General features: G+C 56.7%; 12 protein-coding genes and 1 tRNA gene. 8 read left to right on the forward strand and 5 right to left on the reverse strand.

Features of this window, described 5'->3' with window-relative positions; translation table 11 throughout:
- Positions 1 to 269 precede the first annotated feature (269 nt).
- Genes WG934_RS05915 through meaB form a run of 3 tightly spaced genes read left to right on the forward strand, consistent with a single transcriptional unit; the run spans position 270 to position 5,532 of the window.
- Positions 270 to 2,168, forward strand: coding sequence for a methylmalonyl-CoA mutase family protein (locus tag WG934_RS05915; protein ID WP_339978498.1), 1,899 nt, complete (start codon positions 270 to 272; stop codon positions 2,166 to 2,168).
- Between the two features lie 8 nt (positions 2,169 to 2,176).
- A complete protein-coding gene (gene scpA / locus WG934_RS05920; RefSeq protein WP_339989102.1) occupies positions 2,177 to 4,402 on the forward strand; it encodes a methylmalonyl-CoA mutase in 2,226 nt (741 codons plus the stop codon).
- A 29-nt stretch (positions 4,403 to 4,431) separates the two neighbouring features.
- A complete protein-coding gene (meaB, locus tag WG934_RS05925) occupies positions 4,432 to 5,532 on the forward strand; it encodes a methylmalonyl Co-A mutase-associated GTPase MeaB (RefSeq protein WP_339989103.1) in 1,101 nt (366 codons plus the stop codon).
- Here meaB and WG934_RS05930 read toward each other — a convergent pair.
- A complete protein-coding gene (locus WG934_RS05930; protein ID WP_339989261.1) occupies positions 5,514 to 7,055 on the reverse strand; it encodes an SDR family NAD(P)-dependent oxidoreductase in 1,542 nt (513 codons plus the stop codon). The genes meaB and WG934_RS05930 overlap by 19 nt on opposite strands.
- Positions 7,056 to 7,146: 91 nt before the next feature.
- On the opposite strand from WG934_RS05930, the gene cls reads away from it, so the two are divergent.
- The gene (gene cls, locus WG934_RS05935; protein WP_339989105.1) at positions 7,147 to 8,643 is read left to right on the forward strand and encodes a cardiolipin synthase; all 1,497 of its coding nucleotides are present in this window, start codon (positions 7,147 to 7,149) and stop codon (positions 8,641 to 8,643) included.
- A 62-nt stretch (positions 8,644 to 8,705) separates the two neighbouring features.
- On the opposite strand, the gene WG934_RS05940 is transcribed toward cls, so the two are convergent.
- Positions 8,706 to 8,791 (reverse strand) — tRNA-Leu (locus WG934_RS05940).
- Positions 8,792 to 8,995: 204 nt separating this feature from the next.
- Here WG934_RS05940 and WG934_RS05945 point away from each other — a divergent pair.
- Positions 8,996 to 9,541, forward strand: a complete 546-nt coding sequence (locus tag WG934_RS05945; protein WP_339989107.1) for a YbhB/YbcL family Raf kinase inhibitor-like protein — start codon at positions 8,996 to 8,998, stop codon at positions 9,539 to 9,541.
- A 12-nt stretch (positions 9,542 to 9,553) separates the two neighbouring features.
- Here WG934_RS05945 and WG934_RS05950 read toward each other — a convergent pair whose 3' ends face one another.
- From WG934_RS05950 to WG934_RS05960, 3 genes are read right to left on the reverse strand one after another with little or no spacing between them, the layout of a single operon-like run.
- On the reverse strand, positions 9,554 to 10,657 hold the full coding sequence (locus WG934_RS05950; RefSeq protein WP_339989108.1) for a quinone-dependent dihydroorotate dehydrogenase: 1,104 nt from the start codon (positions 10,655 to 10,657) through the stop codon (positions 9,554 to 9,556).
- Between the two features lie 25 nt (positions 10,658 to 10,682).
- Positions 10,683 to 11,816: a YncE family protein gene (locus WG934_RS05955; protein ID WP_339978510.1), complete on the reverse strand. Its 1,134-nt coding sequence runs from the start codon at positions 11,814 to 11,816 to the stop codon at positions 10,683 to 10,685.
- Between the two features lie 57 nt (positions 11,817 to 11,873).
- The gene (locus tag WG934_RS05960; RefSeq protein WP_339978512.1) at positions 11,874 to 12,821 is read right to left on the reverse strand and encodes an aldo/keto reductase; all 948 of its coding nucleotides are present in this window, start codon (positions 12,819 to 12,821) and stop codon (positions 11,874 to 11,876) included.
- A 68-nt stretch (positions 12,822 to 12,889) separates the two neighbouring features.
- On the opposite strand from WG934_RS05960, the gene WG934_RS05965 reads away from it, so the two are divergent.
- The 3 genes from WG934_RS05965 to WG934_RS05975 are packed head-to-tail and all read left to right on the forward strand — an operon-like array spanning position 12,890 to position 15,593.
- Positions 12,890 to 13,789, forward strand: coding sequence for an undecaprenyl-diphosphate phosphatase (locus tag WG934_RS05965; RefSeq protein ID WP_339989110.1), 900 nt, complete (start codon positions 12,890 to 12,892; stop codon positions 13,787 to 13,789).
- 10 nt (positions 13,790 to 13,799) lie between these two features.
- Positions 13,800 to 15,119, forward strand: coding sequence for a cysteine--1-D-myo-inosityl 2-amino-2-deoxy-alpha-D-glucopyranoside ligase (gene mshC / locus WG934_RS05970; RefSeq protein WP_339989112.1), 1,320 nt, complete (start codon positions 13,800 to 13,802; stop codon positions 15,117 to 15,119).
- A 45-nt stretch (positions 15,120 to 15,164) separates the two neighbouring features.
- Positions 15,165 to 15,593, forward strand: a complete 429-nt coding sequence (locus WG934_RS05975; protein WP_339978518.1) for a hypothetical protein — start codon at positions 15,165 to 15,167, stop codon at positions 15,591 to 15,593.
- The last annotated feature ends 51 nt before the right edge of the window (positions 15,594 to 15,644 follow it).

Consider the following 15,644-nt stretch of genomic DNA (forward strand, 5'->3'; position numbering starts at 1 on the left):
ACACCAGAAAACGACTGACCTGCGTACTCGGGGGTGTCGAACCCCGGGTCAACCAACCTGGAAACTGAGGGTTAATTAGGATAGTTGCAGTGGCCAGTGTGCCCATTTGCCAGTTTCTATCGGTAAAGCAAGCACATACGGTCCAATTCATTGGAGGTCGCTGGCCTTTTGTGCCATTGCCACCACCGCGTTGTCGCACCTAATTGCGCGGAAGTGGTGAAGCATGACGGGATACAGCGCTAACGCAAAAGCAAGGGAGAAGGTCTGTCGTGACTGACCGTACGGCCCCCGAAGCCGCCGGGACTCCACTACCGCCGGACTTCGAAGGCAACCAGTCTTCTTGGTACGAAGCTGTAGCCAAGGTGTTTGCCCGTGTATCGAAGAAAGACATTGCAGATGTCCCAACGGATGTCTGGAAGAAGCTCATCAAAACCACGTACGACGGAGTAGATGTTCGTCCGCTGTACACGCGTGCCGACGATCTCGCTGAGGCACCAGCTCCAGCAGAGTTCCCATTCGTTCGTGGCGCACAGCTCCGCGAAACCGACCGTGCTGGTTGGGGAGTTATGGAAACGTTCGGCCGTGGCGATGCCACCGCTGCAAACGATTTCTCGGCGAAGAACATCAACGAAGCGCTGCTGTCTGCACTCGCAAATGGCACTACCGATGTTCGCATCGACTTCCGTGACAATTTGACCGCTGCTGATCTAGCCACTGTCTTCGACGGTGTGTACCCAGATCTCGCACCGCTCTACTTGGAAGCGGGGGCTGACCTACCTGAGGTCGCTGAAGCTCTCTACGAGTTCGTCGACAAGGCTGAGGTTTCAAACCCTGACAGCATCGACATCACCCTGTCCGCAGCTCCTTTGACCTGTACTTTCGCTGGCATTGACAGCGTTGACATGGACAAGGCAGTAGAGCTAGCTGTAGCAGCAGCCCGTCGCCCAGGTAACGTCCGCGCGTTCCTGGTTGATGCAGTAGTGTTCTCGAACCTGGGTGCAACCGATACTCAGGAGATTGGCTACGCACTGTCCGTCGGTGTGACGTACCTACGTGCTCTCGTTGATGCTGGTCTGACACCAGCTGAAGCCCTTGGCCAGATCGCATTCCGCTTCACGGCTACTGACGACCAGTTCAACACCATCGCAAAGATCCGCGCTGCACGTGCCCTGTGGGCTCGCGTCGCAGAGGTTCTGGGTGCACCTGAAGCTGGTGCAGCACCGATGCACATGGTTACTGCTCCAGTCATGTTCTCGCAGCGTGACCCATGGGTAAACATGCTTCGTTGCACCGTTGCATCCTTCGCAGCTGGTGTCGGCGGCGCAAGCTCGGTCGAAGTTCTTCCGTTCGACTACGCCGTTGTTGGTGGTCAGCCAGGCGTTACCCACACGTTCAAGACCCGTATTGCTCGCAACACCAACCTGCTGCTTCTCGAAGAGTCGCACCTGGGTTATGTTGCTGACCCAGCCGGCGGTTCGTACTACGTAGAAGAGCTCACCTCTGAGATGGGCAACCGCGCTTGGGAGATCTTCCAGGGCGTTGAGTCTGCAGACGGTTTCGTCAAGGCAGAGCCAACTATCCGCGAAGCTATCGACGAAGCATGGGAGCAGCGTCGTGCTGACATCGCCCACCGTCGCACCAAGGTCACCGCAATCAACGAGTTCCCTAACTTGCTCGAGGCTCCGTTGTCTCCAGCTGCTCGTCCAGCGGCTGAGCCAATTCGTCGTTGGGCTTCGGATTTCGAAGCACTGCGTAACCGCTCCGATGATTTCTTGGCAGCTAACGGCGAGCGCCCGAAGGTAGCACTGCTGCCACTGGGTCCGCTTGCTAAGCACAACATCCGTACTGGTTTCACCACCAACCTCATGGCTTCCGGTGGCATCGAGACCATCAACCCTGGTCAGGTTGTACCAGGCGAGGATGCTTTCGCGGAGGCAGCTCAGGCTGCTCCAATCGTTATTCTCTGTGGTGCTGACGGCGAGTACGCAGCATCTGGCTCTGCGGCAGTGGAGGCTGCTCGCGCTGCTGGTGCTAAGGAAGTACTCCTCGCTGGCCCAGAGAAGATTTTCGCAGAAGCCGAAGGCGATGCACGCCCTGACGGCTTCTTGACCATGAACATCGATGCCGTCGCGGAACTTTCGCGACTGCTGGACGCACTGGGAGCGTGAAGTAAAAGATGACCTCCATCCCAAATTTTGCGGATGTGCCACGTACCTCTGACGAAGCCGGAGCTACTGGTGTAGTCGCTCCTGGTTCGGCAGATGTCTCCAACGACTCGTGGACCATTCCTGAAGGTATTGACCTCAAGCGCGTGTACAACCGTGCTGATCGTGAAGCAGCTGCCGCTGAAGGACATCCAGTGGATTCCTTCCCAGGTATCGCTCCATTCATGCGTGGCCCATACCCAACCATGTACACGAACCAGCCTTGGACGATTCGTCAGTACGCTGGTTTCTCCACCGCGGCAGAGTCGAATGCGTTCTACCGTCGTAACCTCGCGGCTGGTCAGAAGGGCCTCTCGGTCGCTTTCGACTTGGCTACCCACCGTGGCTACGACTCTGACAACCCCCGTGTTACCGGTGACGTCGGCATGGCCGGCGTTGCTATTGACTCGATCTACGACATGCGCCAGCTGTTCGAGGGCATCGACCTCGGCGGCGTGTCTGTGTCCATGACCATGAACGGCGCCATTCTGCCAGTCATGGCTATGTACATCGTGGCTGCAGAAGAGCAGGGCGTTCCTACTGAGGAACTGCGCGGTACGGTCCAGAACGACATCCTCAAGGAGTTCATGGTCCGTAACACCTACATTTATCCACCAAAGCCATCGATGCGAATCATTTCGTCGATCTTCGAGTTCACCTCAATGAAGATGCCGAAGTTCAACTCGATTTCGATCTCCGGCTACCACATCCAGGAAGCTGGCGCGACGGCTGACCTCGAGCTTGCTTACACGCTTGCCGACGGTGTCGAGTACATCCGCGCTGGTATGGATGCGGGCTTGGACATCGATAAGTTTGCTCCTCGTTTGTCCTTCTTCTGGGGCATTTCGATGAACACCTTCACCGAGATCGCGAAGCTGCGCGCTGGTCGAATTCTCTGGGCTGAGTTGGTGAACAACTTCGATCCGAAGAACCCTAAGTCCCGTTCGCTGCGTACCCACTCGCAGACGTCGGGTTGGTCGCTGACCGCTCAGGACGTGTACAACAACGTTGCCCGTACCTGTGTTGAAGCAATGGCCGCTACCCAGGGTCACACCCAGTCGCTGCACACCAACGCTCTGGACGAAGCTCTGGCACTGCCAACTGACTTCTCGGCTCGTATTGCACGTAACACCCAGCTGCTCCTGCAGCAGGAGTCCAACACGGTTCGCCCTGTTGACCCATGGGCTGGTTCGTACTACATCGAGTGGCTGACTAACGAGCTCGTGAAGCGGGCTCGCGCTCACATCGAAGAGGTTGAAGAAGCCGGCGGCATGGCTCAGGCAACCATCGAGGGCATTCCTAAGCTGCGTATTGAAGAGGCTGCTGCTCGTACCCAGGCACGAATTGACTCCGGCCGTCAGGCACTTATCGGTGTTAATAAGTACCAGGTCGAGGAAGACTCCGAGATTGAGGTTCTCAAGGTTGAGAACACTCGCGTTCGCCAGGAACAGAACGAGAAGCTCGAGCGCTTGCGCGCTGAACGTAACGAAGAGGAAGTTCAGAAGGCTCTGGCCGCTCTGACTGATGCTTGCCGTAACCCTGGCGAGCCAGGCGACCTGGACAAGAACCTTCTGAAGCTGGCTGTCGACTGTGCTCGTGCAATGGCATCCATCGGCGAAATCTCCGACGCGATGGAAGAGGTCTTCGGCCGTCACCAGGCAGAGATTCGTACTCTGTCCGGCGTCTACAAGGAGGAAGTCGGCAAGGAGGGTGCTGTGTCTAACGTCTCCAAGGCAATGGCCATGGCTGACAAGTTCGCTGAAGAGGAAGGTCGTCGTCCGCGTATCTTCCTGGCGAAGATGGGCCAGGACGGTCACGACCGTGGTCAGAAGGTTATTGCTTCTGCCTACGCTGACCTGGGCATGGACGTCGACGTGGGACCTCTGTTCCAGACTCCAGAAGAGGCTGCGAAGTCTGCAGTCGATGCCGACGTTCACGTCGTCGGTGTTTCTTCGCTCGCTGCTGGTCACCTGACTCTGGTGCCTGCACTGCGCGAAGAGCTGGCCAAGCTGGGTCGCGAAGACATCATGATTGTTGTTGGTGGCGTTATTCCTCCAGGAGATTTCCAGGAGCTTTACGACGACGGCGCTGCAGCAATTTACCCACCGGGTACCGTCATCGCCGACGCTGCTATCGACATGTTGGAGAAGCTGAGCGCTGACCTCGGCATCGACGTTTCTGTCGATGAAGAGTCCTAAGTCCGTCAGTCTTTGAAGGCGAGAGTGTAATGACCGAGTATCTCGAAGAAATTCTAGGAACACTAGTTACCACTGGTGGCACCGTCATTGACGGAACGACGGCAGTAGCACCTGAAAAGGTGATGCGCGCTCGTCGTCGCATCGATATCGATGATCTCTTTGACGGCGTCCGTTCGGGTAACCGCACGAAGTTGGCGCAAGCGATCACGCTGTTAGAGTCCACAGCGCCTGCCCACAAAGTGTTGGCTCAAGAGTTACTGGTGAAGCTCATTCCGTTTTCCGGAAATGCTTTGCGAGTGGGTCTCACGGGTGTTCCTGGAGTCGGTAAGTCAACGACTATCGAGACTCTCGGCATGCACTTGATTGAGAAGGGTCATCGCGTTGCCGTAGTCGCGATTGACCCATCCTCAACCAAGTCGGGTGGCTCAATCCTGGGTGACAAAACGCGGATGGCGAAGCTATCCGCGCAGGATGATGCCTTCATTCGACCGTCGCCAAGCGCGGGCACCCTTGGCGGTGTTGCCAAGGCAACGCGTGAGGCAATTGTCGTATTGGAAGCGGCTGGTTACGATGTCGTGATCGTCGAAACCGTTGGCGTTGGTCAATCAGAAGTCGCAGTAGCCCAAATGGTTGATTGTTTTGCATTCCTGGCGCTGGCGGGAGCTGGCGACCAGTTGCAGGGCATCAAGAAAGGTGTGCTGGAAATGGCAGATGTCATTTCCATCAACAAGGCAGATGGTGCGAATCTGCGTCCAGCCAAGCGGGCTGCACGCGATTTGGCTACCGCTATGCGAATGGTGCGCCCAAAGGATGCCGTGTGGACTCCACCAGTGCTGACAATGTCAGCCTTGGAAGGCGACGGCATCGAGAAGTTCTGGGAAGCGATCGAAGAGCATCGCGATGCGATGGTCGAAGCTGGAATGTTTGATACCCATCGAGCGAGCCAGCAGATCGGTTGGATGTGGTCGATGGTTCACGAAACGCTGTTACAGCGCCTGAATACCAATGAAGGCGTGACAGAAGTTCGTGCGCTTGTAGAGGATCAAATCCGTCACGGACAAATCACTCCGACACTCGGAGCAGAGCGCATCATGAAGGCGTTTGACACGTCCTACCACGAACTCGGCTGATAGTCCTTCAAGAAAACGCCCGCGTATAGCGTTCCTCGTTCACCAGCAACGATGGGATGGTAGACGCGGGCTGCTCCATCTATAAGGTCCAATGGCGCGTGGAAGCCTTCCTGGGCGAGTCGTTGTTTTGTCACGTGTGGACGTTCATCGGTGATCCAACCGGTGTCGACCGCCGTCGCAAAGATTCCGTGCTCTTTGAGCTCACCTGCCGATGTCCGCGTCAACATATTGAGAGCGGCCTTAGCCATATTCGTGTGCGGATGGCCTGGCCCCTTATAACCGCGACCAAACACGCCTTCCATAGCCGAAACGTTGACAATGTACTTGTTAGCGAAGGTGGATGCTTCCATCGCTGGTCGGAGCCGGTTCACCAGGATGAATGGCGCAACTGAGTTGCACAACTGCACTTCGAGCAGTTCCACGGGATCGACATTGCCGACGGTTGCCACCCAAGAATTATGAGCGACTAGATCGGGAATAAGTCCGCCAGCATCAACTGCGGTGCCCTGAGCAACTCTCTCTAAGGAGGCAGAACCGCCGGTGAGTGCAGCAGCAACGAGCGCATCGGCAGCATTCGCTGCCTTTTCATCATTATTGACGCTAGCCACGAGCTGATTCGGATGTAGCTGCATCGTCGCTCCGAGGCTAATCCACTGCGCACCAGTACCGTCGCTCATTGCTTCCTCCAGTTCTGGAGCCAGGGGAGCAGACTCAGCGTCAACCAGACCTGAATATGCGCCAGCTGATCGCTTCACGGTCTGTGCCGCATTGTTGATCAGAATGTCTAGCGGCCCATCTGCGGCAACGGTGTCCGCAAGACGGATGACTTGGGCGGGGTCGCGCAGATCCACGCCGATAACTTTGAGACGGTGCAGCCACTCCGGCGAATCGTCGTGGGCTGCGAACCTGCGCACAGCGTCTTTAGGGAAACGAGTGGTGATGGTCAGATGTGCGCCGTCGCGAAGCAAACGCAGGGCAATGTGCATTCCAATCTTCGCCCGTCCACCGGTGAGGAGAGCGCGACGGCCCCGCAAATCACACCGTGCATCGCGCCACATGTTGTTTTCATTGACGCAATCAGGGCATAGCTGATGGTGGAACTTGTCGACGAGCGTGAAAGGCCGCTTGCAGATGTAGCAATTCTGCGACCTGACTAGACGGCCTGCATGCTTCGCGGGGTCGAATTCCTGGCCACCATCGGCGGGCAGGTCACGTGACTGCAAGTTCGGCGTTCCGTACTCGTTACCGTGACCAGAATCGATGGCAGCTTTCGCACGAGTGATATCGAGTCCCAGGGTTTCGTCATCGATGCGGGCAGGGGAGCCGGTTGCTGTAGCCGAAATGACGGCACGATCGGCTTCGATACGGGCGCGTCGTGCTTCTTTACGTCGGGATCGCTTGACCTCCTTGAACAGCCGTCCAACAGCCCGTTGGAGGGTTATTGAATCGGGGTCGTCGACAGGTAGCTGCCCGCCTTGCTCAAGGACTTTAAGGCAGATAGCAAGTTCAGTGGGATCAAGCATGCTCACGAGATTAAGAGTAGTGGTTCCCCTGGTAATCCCTGAAAATGGTCAATGCTTACGGGAAGTACTGAAAACAGTAGACTCAATACTCATGGAAGAAATGGTGCGCACAGTACTCGATGCTGCTGCGTCTTTTGGTTGGGGGCAGATCGCTCTGCTGGTAGCCAACTACACCATTATTTTTATTTCTCTGGGCTGGGTACCAGAGAACCGAAAACCGTCCACGTCAACCGCGTGGTTGCTGGTCATTCTGCTTTTCCCGTTTGTCGGTTTTCCATTGTTTCTTTTGTTTGGTTCAGCTCAAATCACTGGACGACGGCACCGTATTCAGGCACAGGCTAACAAGCTCATCGTGGAACGTACGAAGCATTTGCCGGATGCGCCTGCGCACATTGATCCAAGCAGTGAAGTGATCTCAACTGTCAGACTTGCCCGAAAGCTCACGGGCATTCCTGCAGTGTCGGCAGTGAGTCATGGCATCTACACGGATTTCGACGAATCGCTGAATCGCATGATCGACGTCATCGATGCTGCACAGCGGACTGTTCACGTGCAGATGTACATCTTCGCCCTCGATGACCGCACAGAACCTTTTGTCGCCGCGATCGAGCGCGCACACTGGCGGGGAGTCACGGTGAAGGTGTTGGTGGATCCGATTGGGTCCTGGAAGTACCCCGGCTATTACCGGTTGAAGAAGCGCTTTAAAAAGTCCGGGGTTCCGTGGCACCCCATGTTGCCAGTCTCTATCGTGCAATTATCCTGGCGCCGTTTTGACCTGCGCAATCACCGCAAAATCGTCACAGTGGACGGCGAGATTGCCTTCATGGGGTCGATGAATGCCATCGAGCCTCCATATCAGCGTCGCAAGAACCATACGATCGGTCGCGAGTGGATAGATACCTGGATCGAGCTCACCGGGGAAGTCGTCTTCGCGCTTGACGCCGTATTCGCTGTCGACTGGTCCAGTGAAGTTCATACCGCACCTGAACCTCAGCAGCTGCCTCGGGTTCCAGCAGAACTGGCTGCGACTGAGCAGGACAACGTGGTGCAGGTGTTACCTTCTGGTCCTGGCTATACGACCGAACCAAACCTCCGAGTATTCAACGACCTCATTTACTCGGCGCGCGAGCGTCTTCTCGTGGTGAGTCCGTATTTCATTCCCGACGAGTCCATGTTGATGGCCTTGACGTCGGCTTCGTATGCCGGTGTTGACGTGCAACTGTATGTCAACGAAAAAGCCGACCAGTTCATGGTGGGCCATGCGCAGCAATCGTACTATCACGAGCTGTTGAACGCCGGTGTACAGATTTATCGCTATCCAGCGCCTACTGTGTTGCATTCCAAGTTCATGGTTGTGGATTCGGATGCGGCGGTGTTTGGCTCGTCCAACTTGGACATGCGCTCGTTCGGCCTGAACTACGAGATCACGTTGTTGACCATGAAGGGACCTATCGTCGACGAGCTCATCACAATCGCTGAGGAGTATCACGATGCTTCCACACAGCTGACCAAAGAACAGTGGAACAAACGGCCCTGGACTCAGCGCTACCTCGATAGTGTGTTCCGCCTGACCTCGGATCTGCAGTAGTTTCTGCAGTAATTCCCGCAATACAAAAACCGAGCCGCTAAGCGACTCGGTTTCTCTCTTTGTGTCCGGAGGGGGACTTGAACCCCCACGCCCGTTAATAGGGCACTAGCACCTCAAGCTAGCGCGTCTGCCATTCCGCCACCCGGACAGGTGACAAGCACGGAACTCTATCGAGCCCCTTCGTGCTGACCTCGGATAATGTACCCCAGATTTCGATAAGAACACAAATCTGCAGGTCACGGCACAATATGTCGAAGTAAATACCATCGTTGACATTCACCGTGACACGTGACTGAATCTGATTCCGGCGAAACTCCTAGCGGAGCCACCCGAGACTGGGCACACTGGAAGCATGACTACTGCACAGACACCAACCAATTTTCCCGGACCAGATCCGTACGCTCCATTGAAGGACCTTCCTTCGTTCGAGCTGTCCTCGCCAGACATCGTCGACGGACAACCACTCGACGACAAGTTCCGTGCGCCAGAGAGCGTTTCCCCTGAACTCAATTGGGCAGGCCTGCCTGAGGGCACCAAGTCCATTGCAATTACGTGCTACGACCCGGATGCTCCAACAGCTGCAGGCTTCTGGCACTGGGCCGTATTCAACATCCCTGCTGATGCCCAGGGAATCGCACAGGGCGCAGGCACCGAAGGCAGCACCGACCTCCCAGAGGGCACTATTCAGCTCGTGGGCGACTCCGGCGTTCGTGGCCATTACGGAGCTAATCCACCGGCACAACATGCCCCTCACCGCTACATGTACGCGGTGCATGCGGTGGACGTCGAAAAGCTCGATGTTCCAGAGGACGCAACACCGACGGTGCTTGGGTTTAACCTGTACTTCCACTCGATTGCGCGTGCAATCATCACTCCGTGGTGGGAGAACAAGGGCTAGGTGAACTAGCAGCTATCTAGCGCGCCACTCCAGGTTCGTGCCCACGGCATCAGCAATCGACTGCAAACCATGAGCGCGAACCTGCTGCGCCAACCCAAGGTGAATGTCGCGGATCCAATCCGGGCCACCATAAATAAGCGGCGTGTAGCCCTGCAGCAGGGTAGCGCCAGCTGTAATACGCTCCCACGCTTGTTCCGCGGTCTCAATGCCACCAACACTGATGATCACGAGCTTGTCACCGGCATGCCCGCGCAACAGCTTCAATACTTCCAGCGAACGCTTTGCGACGGGAGCGCCCGACACTCCACCGGGTCCCATAGCTTCGACTTCGTCCTGAGGAGTGGAAAGCCCCTCACGCGAGATCGTCGTATTGGTGGCAACGATGCCAGCCAAGCCCAGCTCAAGGGCGAGGTCTGCGACGGCGATGACATCCTCATCCGCCAAATCTGGGGCAATTTTCACCAGAACTGGTGTCTCCGTCTCTTCCTGCACGGCAGCAAGAATTGGGCGAAGTGAATCCACTGCCTGCAATTCTCGTAGCCCTGGTGTATTCGGAGACGACACATTCACGACAACGTAATCCGCCAACTCACCCAAAGTACGCGCGGATTTGCGGTAATCTTCGACAGCATGTTCTAGCTCAACGACTTTGGTTTTGCCGATGTTGATGCCAATGACATCCTCACTCCGGCGAGCCTTCAAATTCTTCGCAACAGCTTCACACCCAGGATTGTTGAAGCCCATCCGATTCAAGATCGCGCGATCCGCTTTCAACCGGAACAAGCGTGGGGCTGGGTTACCAGGCTGGGGCTCACCCGTGACGGTTCCTAATTCGGCATAACCAAAGCCGATCGGTGCCCAACAATCCGATGCCGTAGCCGCCTTATCGAAACCAGCTGCCAAGCCCATTGGGCGAGGAAAGTCGACTCCAAAAACGGTCTGCCTCAATACCGAATCATCGACGATGAGCAGTCGCCCCACCGCACGCTGCAGCTTTGGCGACTTCTGCAACTGTGCAAGTGCATCGTTCATCAGAACATGGATTCGTTCTGGATCAAGCTTGAACATTGCCTTCAACGCCAGGCTATATGCCGCTGCGCGTGCTGGGTGGACCATAGCTGTGCTCCTTGGGTAAAGGTATTTAGTTCTTTTCTCCGGTAGGCAATCGATGCTCTGGCTTACGGAGCTCCTTGAGCTTCGCATCCGCGTCAGCGTCAGACTTTTGCTTATCGATCTCATCGTCGATGGCAGCCTTGTCTAACACATGTGCACCTGCCCCAGAAGCAGAGTAGGCCACAATAGAGCCGTCGGAAAGCGCAACGAGCCCCTGAGGATCTGCGACAGTCGGAATCTTCGCGACCTTTACCGCGGTACCCGAGGAAATATCCCACGCGGTGAGTACACCATCGACGGTGGAGGAGACCCATACGAGATCGCGTTCTTCATCGATTGCGACGCCCCACGGGCCATCCGGCACCGGAGAAGCTTGGTGCAGACGGACGACATCAGTTGCGGTGTAAATCAGCAGTTGGTTGCCCTTGGTGTCGACAGCTGCGACAGTGCCGTCGTCGGCAGCAACGGCAGGACCCACGCCGATGCCGGCGCGCAATCCATTGCCAGAGCGAGAATCGCTGAGCACGATCTCGTGAATCGACGTCTCAGGTCGGTTGATCTCCAGCAGCATGACCTTGTCGTCGTTCGCGCCTTCGCCAGCCTTAGCCTTTGGTACCTCGATCAGCTGAGAACCATGACGCGACGCTGCGAAGTCCTCCGACAACTCACCATTGGCTCCGTAAACATCAATGCGGTCGGAGTCCGCGCGGTGCCCAAGAATGCGACCATCCTTCAGTCCCACAGCGGACGAATATGCAGTGCCACGACCAATAACAGCCGTATCCGTACTATCCGCGGCAATCACATGGATGCCATCGCCACATGGAAGCACCGCCACATCATGCGCGGGCGCTAACTCACCACAGGAGGAATCCACCTTCGAACTGCTCTTATTCGGCTTATCGACGGTGCCCGACAGCACCTCGCCGCCCGCACGCAGCAACACGTTGTCAGCTACGACAACCGCACCCGTGACATCGTTGGGAAGTGCCACAACTTCACCAGGGAGATCGTTTTCCTGCTCCTTTACTGCGGGAATAGGAGTTGCGTTTCCCATACCTTCGGAAACGTCTCCCTCCGCTTCGGAAGCACCGCCACATGCAGCGAGGGGGAGAGCCAACGCGAGGCTACTGGCCAAGAGATGTCGTTTGATACTGCTCACAACTCACGACGCTACCACTGACCACGGCTGGAGCTAGCCATCGAGTGACGCAGTGCCTTAGAGGGAAACATCGTCAAGCGCATCGCAGATAGCGCGAGGCAATGCAACATCCTCCGCCTTTAACAGTTCCCGCAGTTGAGCCGGGGTGCGCGCACCCATCAACACAGATGTCACCCCCGGACGATCGCGGGTCCACGCGAGCGCGGCTGCAAACGGGGTAACACCAAGGCCTTCCGCCGCCGTGCACAATGCCCCAACAACCGTTACGCCGTGAGTATCCAGGTAGTCCTGAACCTCGGCATCGGCGTGCTCGGATGCACCTCGGGAGTTCTCAGGGATGCTCGTCCGGTACTTGCCGGTCAATACACCCTGAGCGAGGGGAGCACCTGCAATGAAACCGAGCCCTAAATGCTCACACGCAGGCAGAATCTCCTGTTCTGGTCGTCGCTGCAGCAAGCTGTACTCATGCTGCGCCATCACTGGACGAATCCTGTCTGACGACGCATGGGTTACTGCGACCTGCCATCCGTTGTAGCCACGAACACCGACATAGCGAACACGCCCGGACCGAACCGCATATTCCAACGTGTCAGTGACTTCTTCAGGTGGGGTTGAGGCATCCCAGTAGCCGGGAGACCACACATCAATGTGGTCGACGTTCAACCTCGATAGCGTGCGGTCCAAATCCTGAATGAGTGCCCGGCGCGAACAATCGACTCGGCGTCCAACGGGTTGAGTTGCATCGACACCCGATGCCGCTGAGATGATGACATCTTCACGCAAGCCACGACGTCGCAGGATCGCGCCGAGCATTTCAGGTACTGCGTTACTGAGGGGGTTGGCGCCATGCACGGGGGTTGCGTCGACGAGAGTGCCTCCTGCATCGACGAATTCGTTGAGAATTGCGGTGGCTTCGTCTTTTGACGTGCCCGCGCCCCAGGTAGCGGTACCAATACCCAATGCAGAAACGCGCAATCCACTTGCGCCGAGAAGTCGTCTACGCACAGTGCCACTGTAATAGGTGGAGCGTCAGGTACGGGCACAACAAGGAATTGCGAGTAAGGTTTCTCGTCATGACAGATATCAGCATGCTTGCCTCAGCGTCGCAGACCGCGACGGATGCAGTGGCTGGCGACGCAGGTGGAGTCACCTGGGCGCAGACCATTGTCCTGTCCATCGTCCAAGGACTTACCGAGTTCTTGCCAGTCAGCTCCTCGGGACACCTCCGCATCGTGTCGGAGTTATTGTGGGGTAAAGACGCTGGTGCGTCGTTTACCGCTGTGATCCAGCTAGGTACTGAGCTTGCTGTGTTGGTGTACTTTGCCAAGGACATCTGGCGCATCCTGACCGCGTGGTTCCGTGGCTTGTTTAACAAAGACGCTCGGGATTTCGATTACCGCATGGGATGGATGGTCATTGCTGGCACCATCCCCATTGCTGTGTTGGGCTTTGTCGGTAAGGACCTCATCCGCGATAACCTCCGTAATCTGTGGATCACCGCATCGGTGCTGGTCTTGTTCAGCTTCGTCTTCATTTGGGCGGAGAAGGTGGGCAAGCACAAGCGCAGCTTCGACGAGTTGACGATGAAGGATGCCCTCGTCATGGGCTTCGCCCAGTGCTTGGCGTTGATTCCTGGAGTGTCCCGTTCGGGTGGCACAATCTCAGCAGGTTTGTTCTTGAATTTGGATCGTGAAGTCGCAACTCGCTTTTCGTTCTTGTTGGCAATTCCAGCGGTGTTGGCGTCCGGCATCTTTTCATTGCCTGACGCATTTGCTCCATCCTCAGGACAGGCGGCGTCGGCAGCCCAGCTTCTGGTGGGTACGGTCATTGCCTTCGTAGTGGGTTACGCCGCTATCGCGTGGTTGTTGAAGTTCGTGTCAAACCACTCTTTCGCGTGGTTTGCTGCTTACCGCATCCCAGTTGGCATCATCGTGATGGGTCTGCTTCTCTTCGGAGTCATGCAGCCGATGTAGTCTTGTCAACATGTATTCGTGGCCTGAGCCTAAAGTCTCCCGTATTGCTGACGTTGCACCTTCGTTAACCCCGATTCCGCTGAATTTGTATGACACTGCGGATCAGCGGATCAAGCCTGTAAAAGCGGGGCGGGAGGCGAAAATGTATGTCTGCGGCATTACGCCGTACGACGCCACCCATTTGGGCCACGCCGCTACCTACCTGACTTTCGATCTCATTCACCGTGTGCTCCTCGACAATGGGCACACGGTTCATTACGTCCAGAACATCACGGACGTCGATGACCCCCTTTTCGAGCGCGCTGAGCGCGACGGTGTTGATTGGCGCGAGCTTGGTGCTTCCCAGATCGATCTCTTCCGGTCGGATATGAAGAATCTGTCCGTCATCCCGCCCCGCGATTACATCGGTGCCATGGAATCTGTCGACGAAGTAGTCGACATGGTTCAGCGTTTGCTTGATCTCGGTGCTGCGTATCAGCTTGACGACGAGTACCGGGACATCTACTTCCGTCGTAACGCTACGGAGAACTTCGGTTATGAATCGAACTACTCAGAGGCACAGATGGCAGAGTTCTTCGCCGAGCGTGGCGGAGACCCGGATCGCGCAGGCAAGCAGGATCCTTTGGACGCACTACTGTGGCGTGCTGCGCGCGATGGTGAGCCGTCGTGGGACGCACCATTTGGAGCAGGCCGACCGGGTTGGCATATCGAGTGTTCGGCGATCGCCATGAATCGCCTTGCAGACTCACGGGAGAGCGACGCGACGTATGCCTTCGACATTCAGGGTGGTGGCAGCGACCTCGCTTTTCCACACCACGAGTTTTCGGCTGCACACGCGGAGGCAGCATCAGGTTGTGAGCGCATGGCTAACCATTACGTCCATGCGGGCATGATTGCTTTGGATGGCGTCAAGATGTCGAAGTCCCTCGGCAACTTGGTGTTCGTGTCAAAGCTGGTTGCTGCTGGTGCTGATCCGTCGGCTATCCGACTGGGTGTCTACGCCAGCCATTACCGCACGGATCGCGATTGGTCTGAGCAGGTTCTCGCCACCGCCGAGAAGACTGTGCAGCGGTGGCGACGGGCCGCTCGCGTCGCACAAGCTACGGAGGCAGCGACGCGAACGGTTCAGTTAGTACGCTCTGCGCTGGCTAACGACTTGGATACGCCTGCTGCACTCGCCGCGATTTCTGCATGGGCTGATTCGGTGCTGTTTGTCACCGGACTTGACGACGACACCGCAGACACCGCCACTGTCGATTCGGGGGAGATCACTCCGGCAGGCGTAATCGTCAGTTCTGCAGTTGACGCCCTATTGGGCATCGCCTTGTAGACACCCCGTCCTGCACGTTTTTGCCAGTCCTGCCACAATCGAGGTATGACCGGCACAGAGCAGTCAAAGATTCGTGAACGACTAACGCCAGCCATCGATGAGTTCACCGAGGACCTGCGAAGCTTCGCTGAAGGTTCTTACTTGCGTGACAACGAACGCACCCATTGGGAACAGCCGTTTCCCACCGACGTCGCCGATGAGGTGCGAAACACCCTGATTGGTTTCGTATCTCGCCTCGACAACGAAGTCGTCAATGCAGACGAGGAAGCGAAGATCGGTCTCGTTGATGATGCTGTGCGGGCGACCGTCGAAAAGCTCCGTTCGATTAATGAGGCGAACGAAGAGGCTGTCCTTGACATCGAAGAGTACGACGAGTTGTCGAGGATTTTCGCAGTCGCTATCGAGACTGCGGGGGTCGACTCCGACGAAGTTCCGACTGATTTCTTCAGCATCGAGACTTTCGAGGGCGAGTAGCGACGGCGAGTAAGACGCCGGGAAAAGGCACGTATCCCTGGGCATTCGGAT

The sequence above is a fragment of the Corynebacterium sp. H78 genome, from assembly GCF_037572275.1.
Lineage (GTDB): Bacteria > Actinomycetota > Actinomycetes > Mycobacteriales > Mycobacteriaceae > Corynebacterium.

Coding starts and splice junctions, on each gene's coding strand:
- scpA (WP_339989102.1), top strand. CDS start 2,177: ATGACCTCCATCCCAAATTTTGCGGATGTGCCACGTACCTCTGACGAA.
- meaB (WP_339989103.1), top strand. CDS start 4,432: ATGACCGAGTATCTCGAAGAAATTCTAGGAACACTAGTTACCACTGGT.
- WG934_RS05930 (WP_339989261.1), bottom strand. CDS start 7,055: ATGCTTGATCCCACTGAACTTGCTATCTGCCTTAAAGTCCTTGAGCAA.
- cls (WP_339989105.1), top strand. CDS start 7,147: ATGGAAGAAATGGTGCGCACAGTACTCGATGCTGCTGCGTCTTTTGGT.
- WG934_RS05945 (WP_339989107.1), top strand. CDS start 8,996: ATGACTACTGCACAGACACCAACCAATTTTCCCGGACCAGATCCGTAC.
- WG934_RS05950 (WP_339989108.1), bottom strand. CDS start 10,657: ATGGTCCACCCAGCACGCGCAGCGGCATATAGCCTGGCGTTGAAGGCA.
- WG934_RS05965 (WP_339989110.1), top strand. CDS start 12,890: ATGACAGATATCAGCATGCTTGCCTCAGCGTCGCAGACCGCGACGGAT.
- mshC (WP_339989112.1), top strand. CDS start 13,800: ATGTATTCGTGGCCTGAGCCTAAAGTCTCCCGTATTGCTGACGTTGCA.
- WG934_RS05975 (WP_339978518.1), top strand. CDS start 15,165: ATGACCGGCACAGAGCAGTCAAAGATTCGTGAACGACTAACGCCAGCC.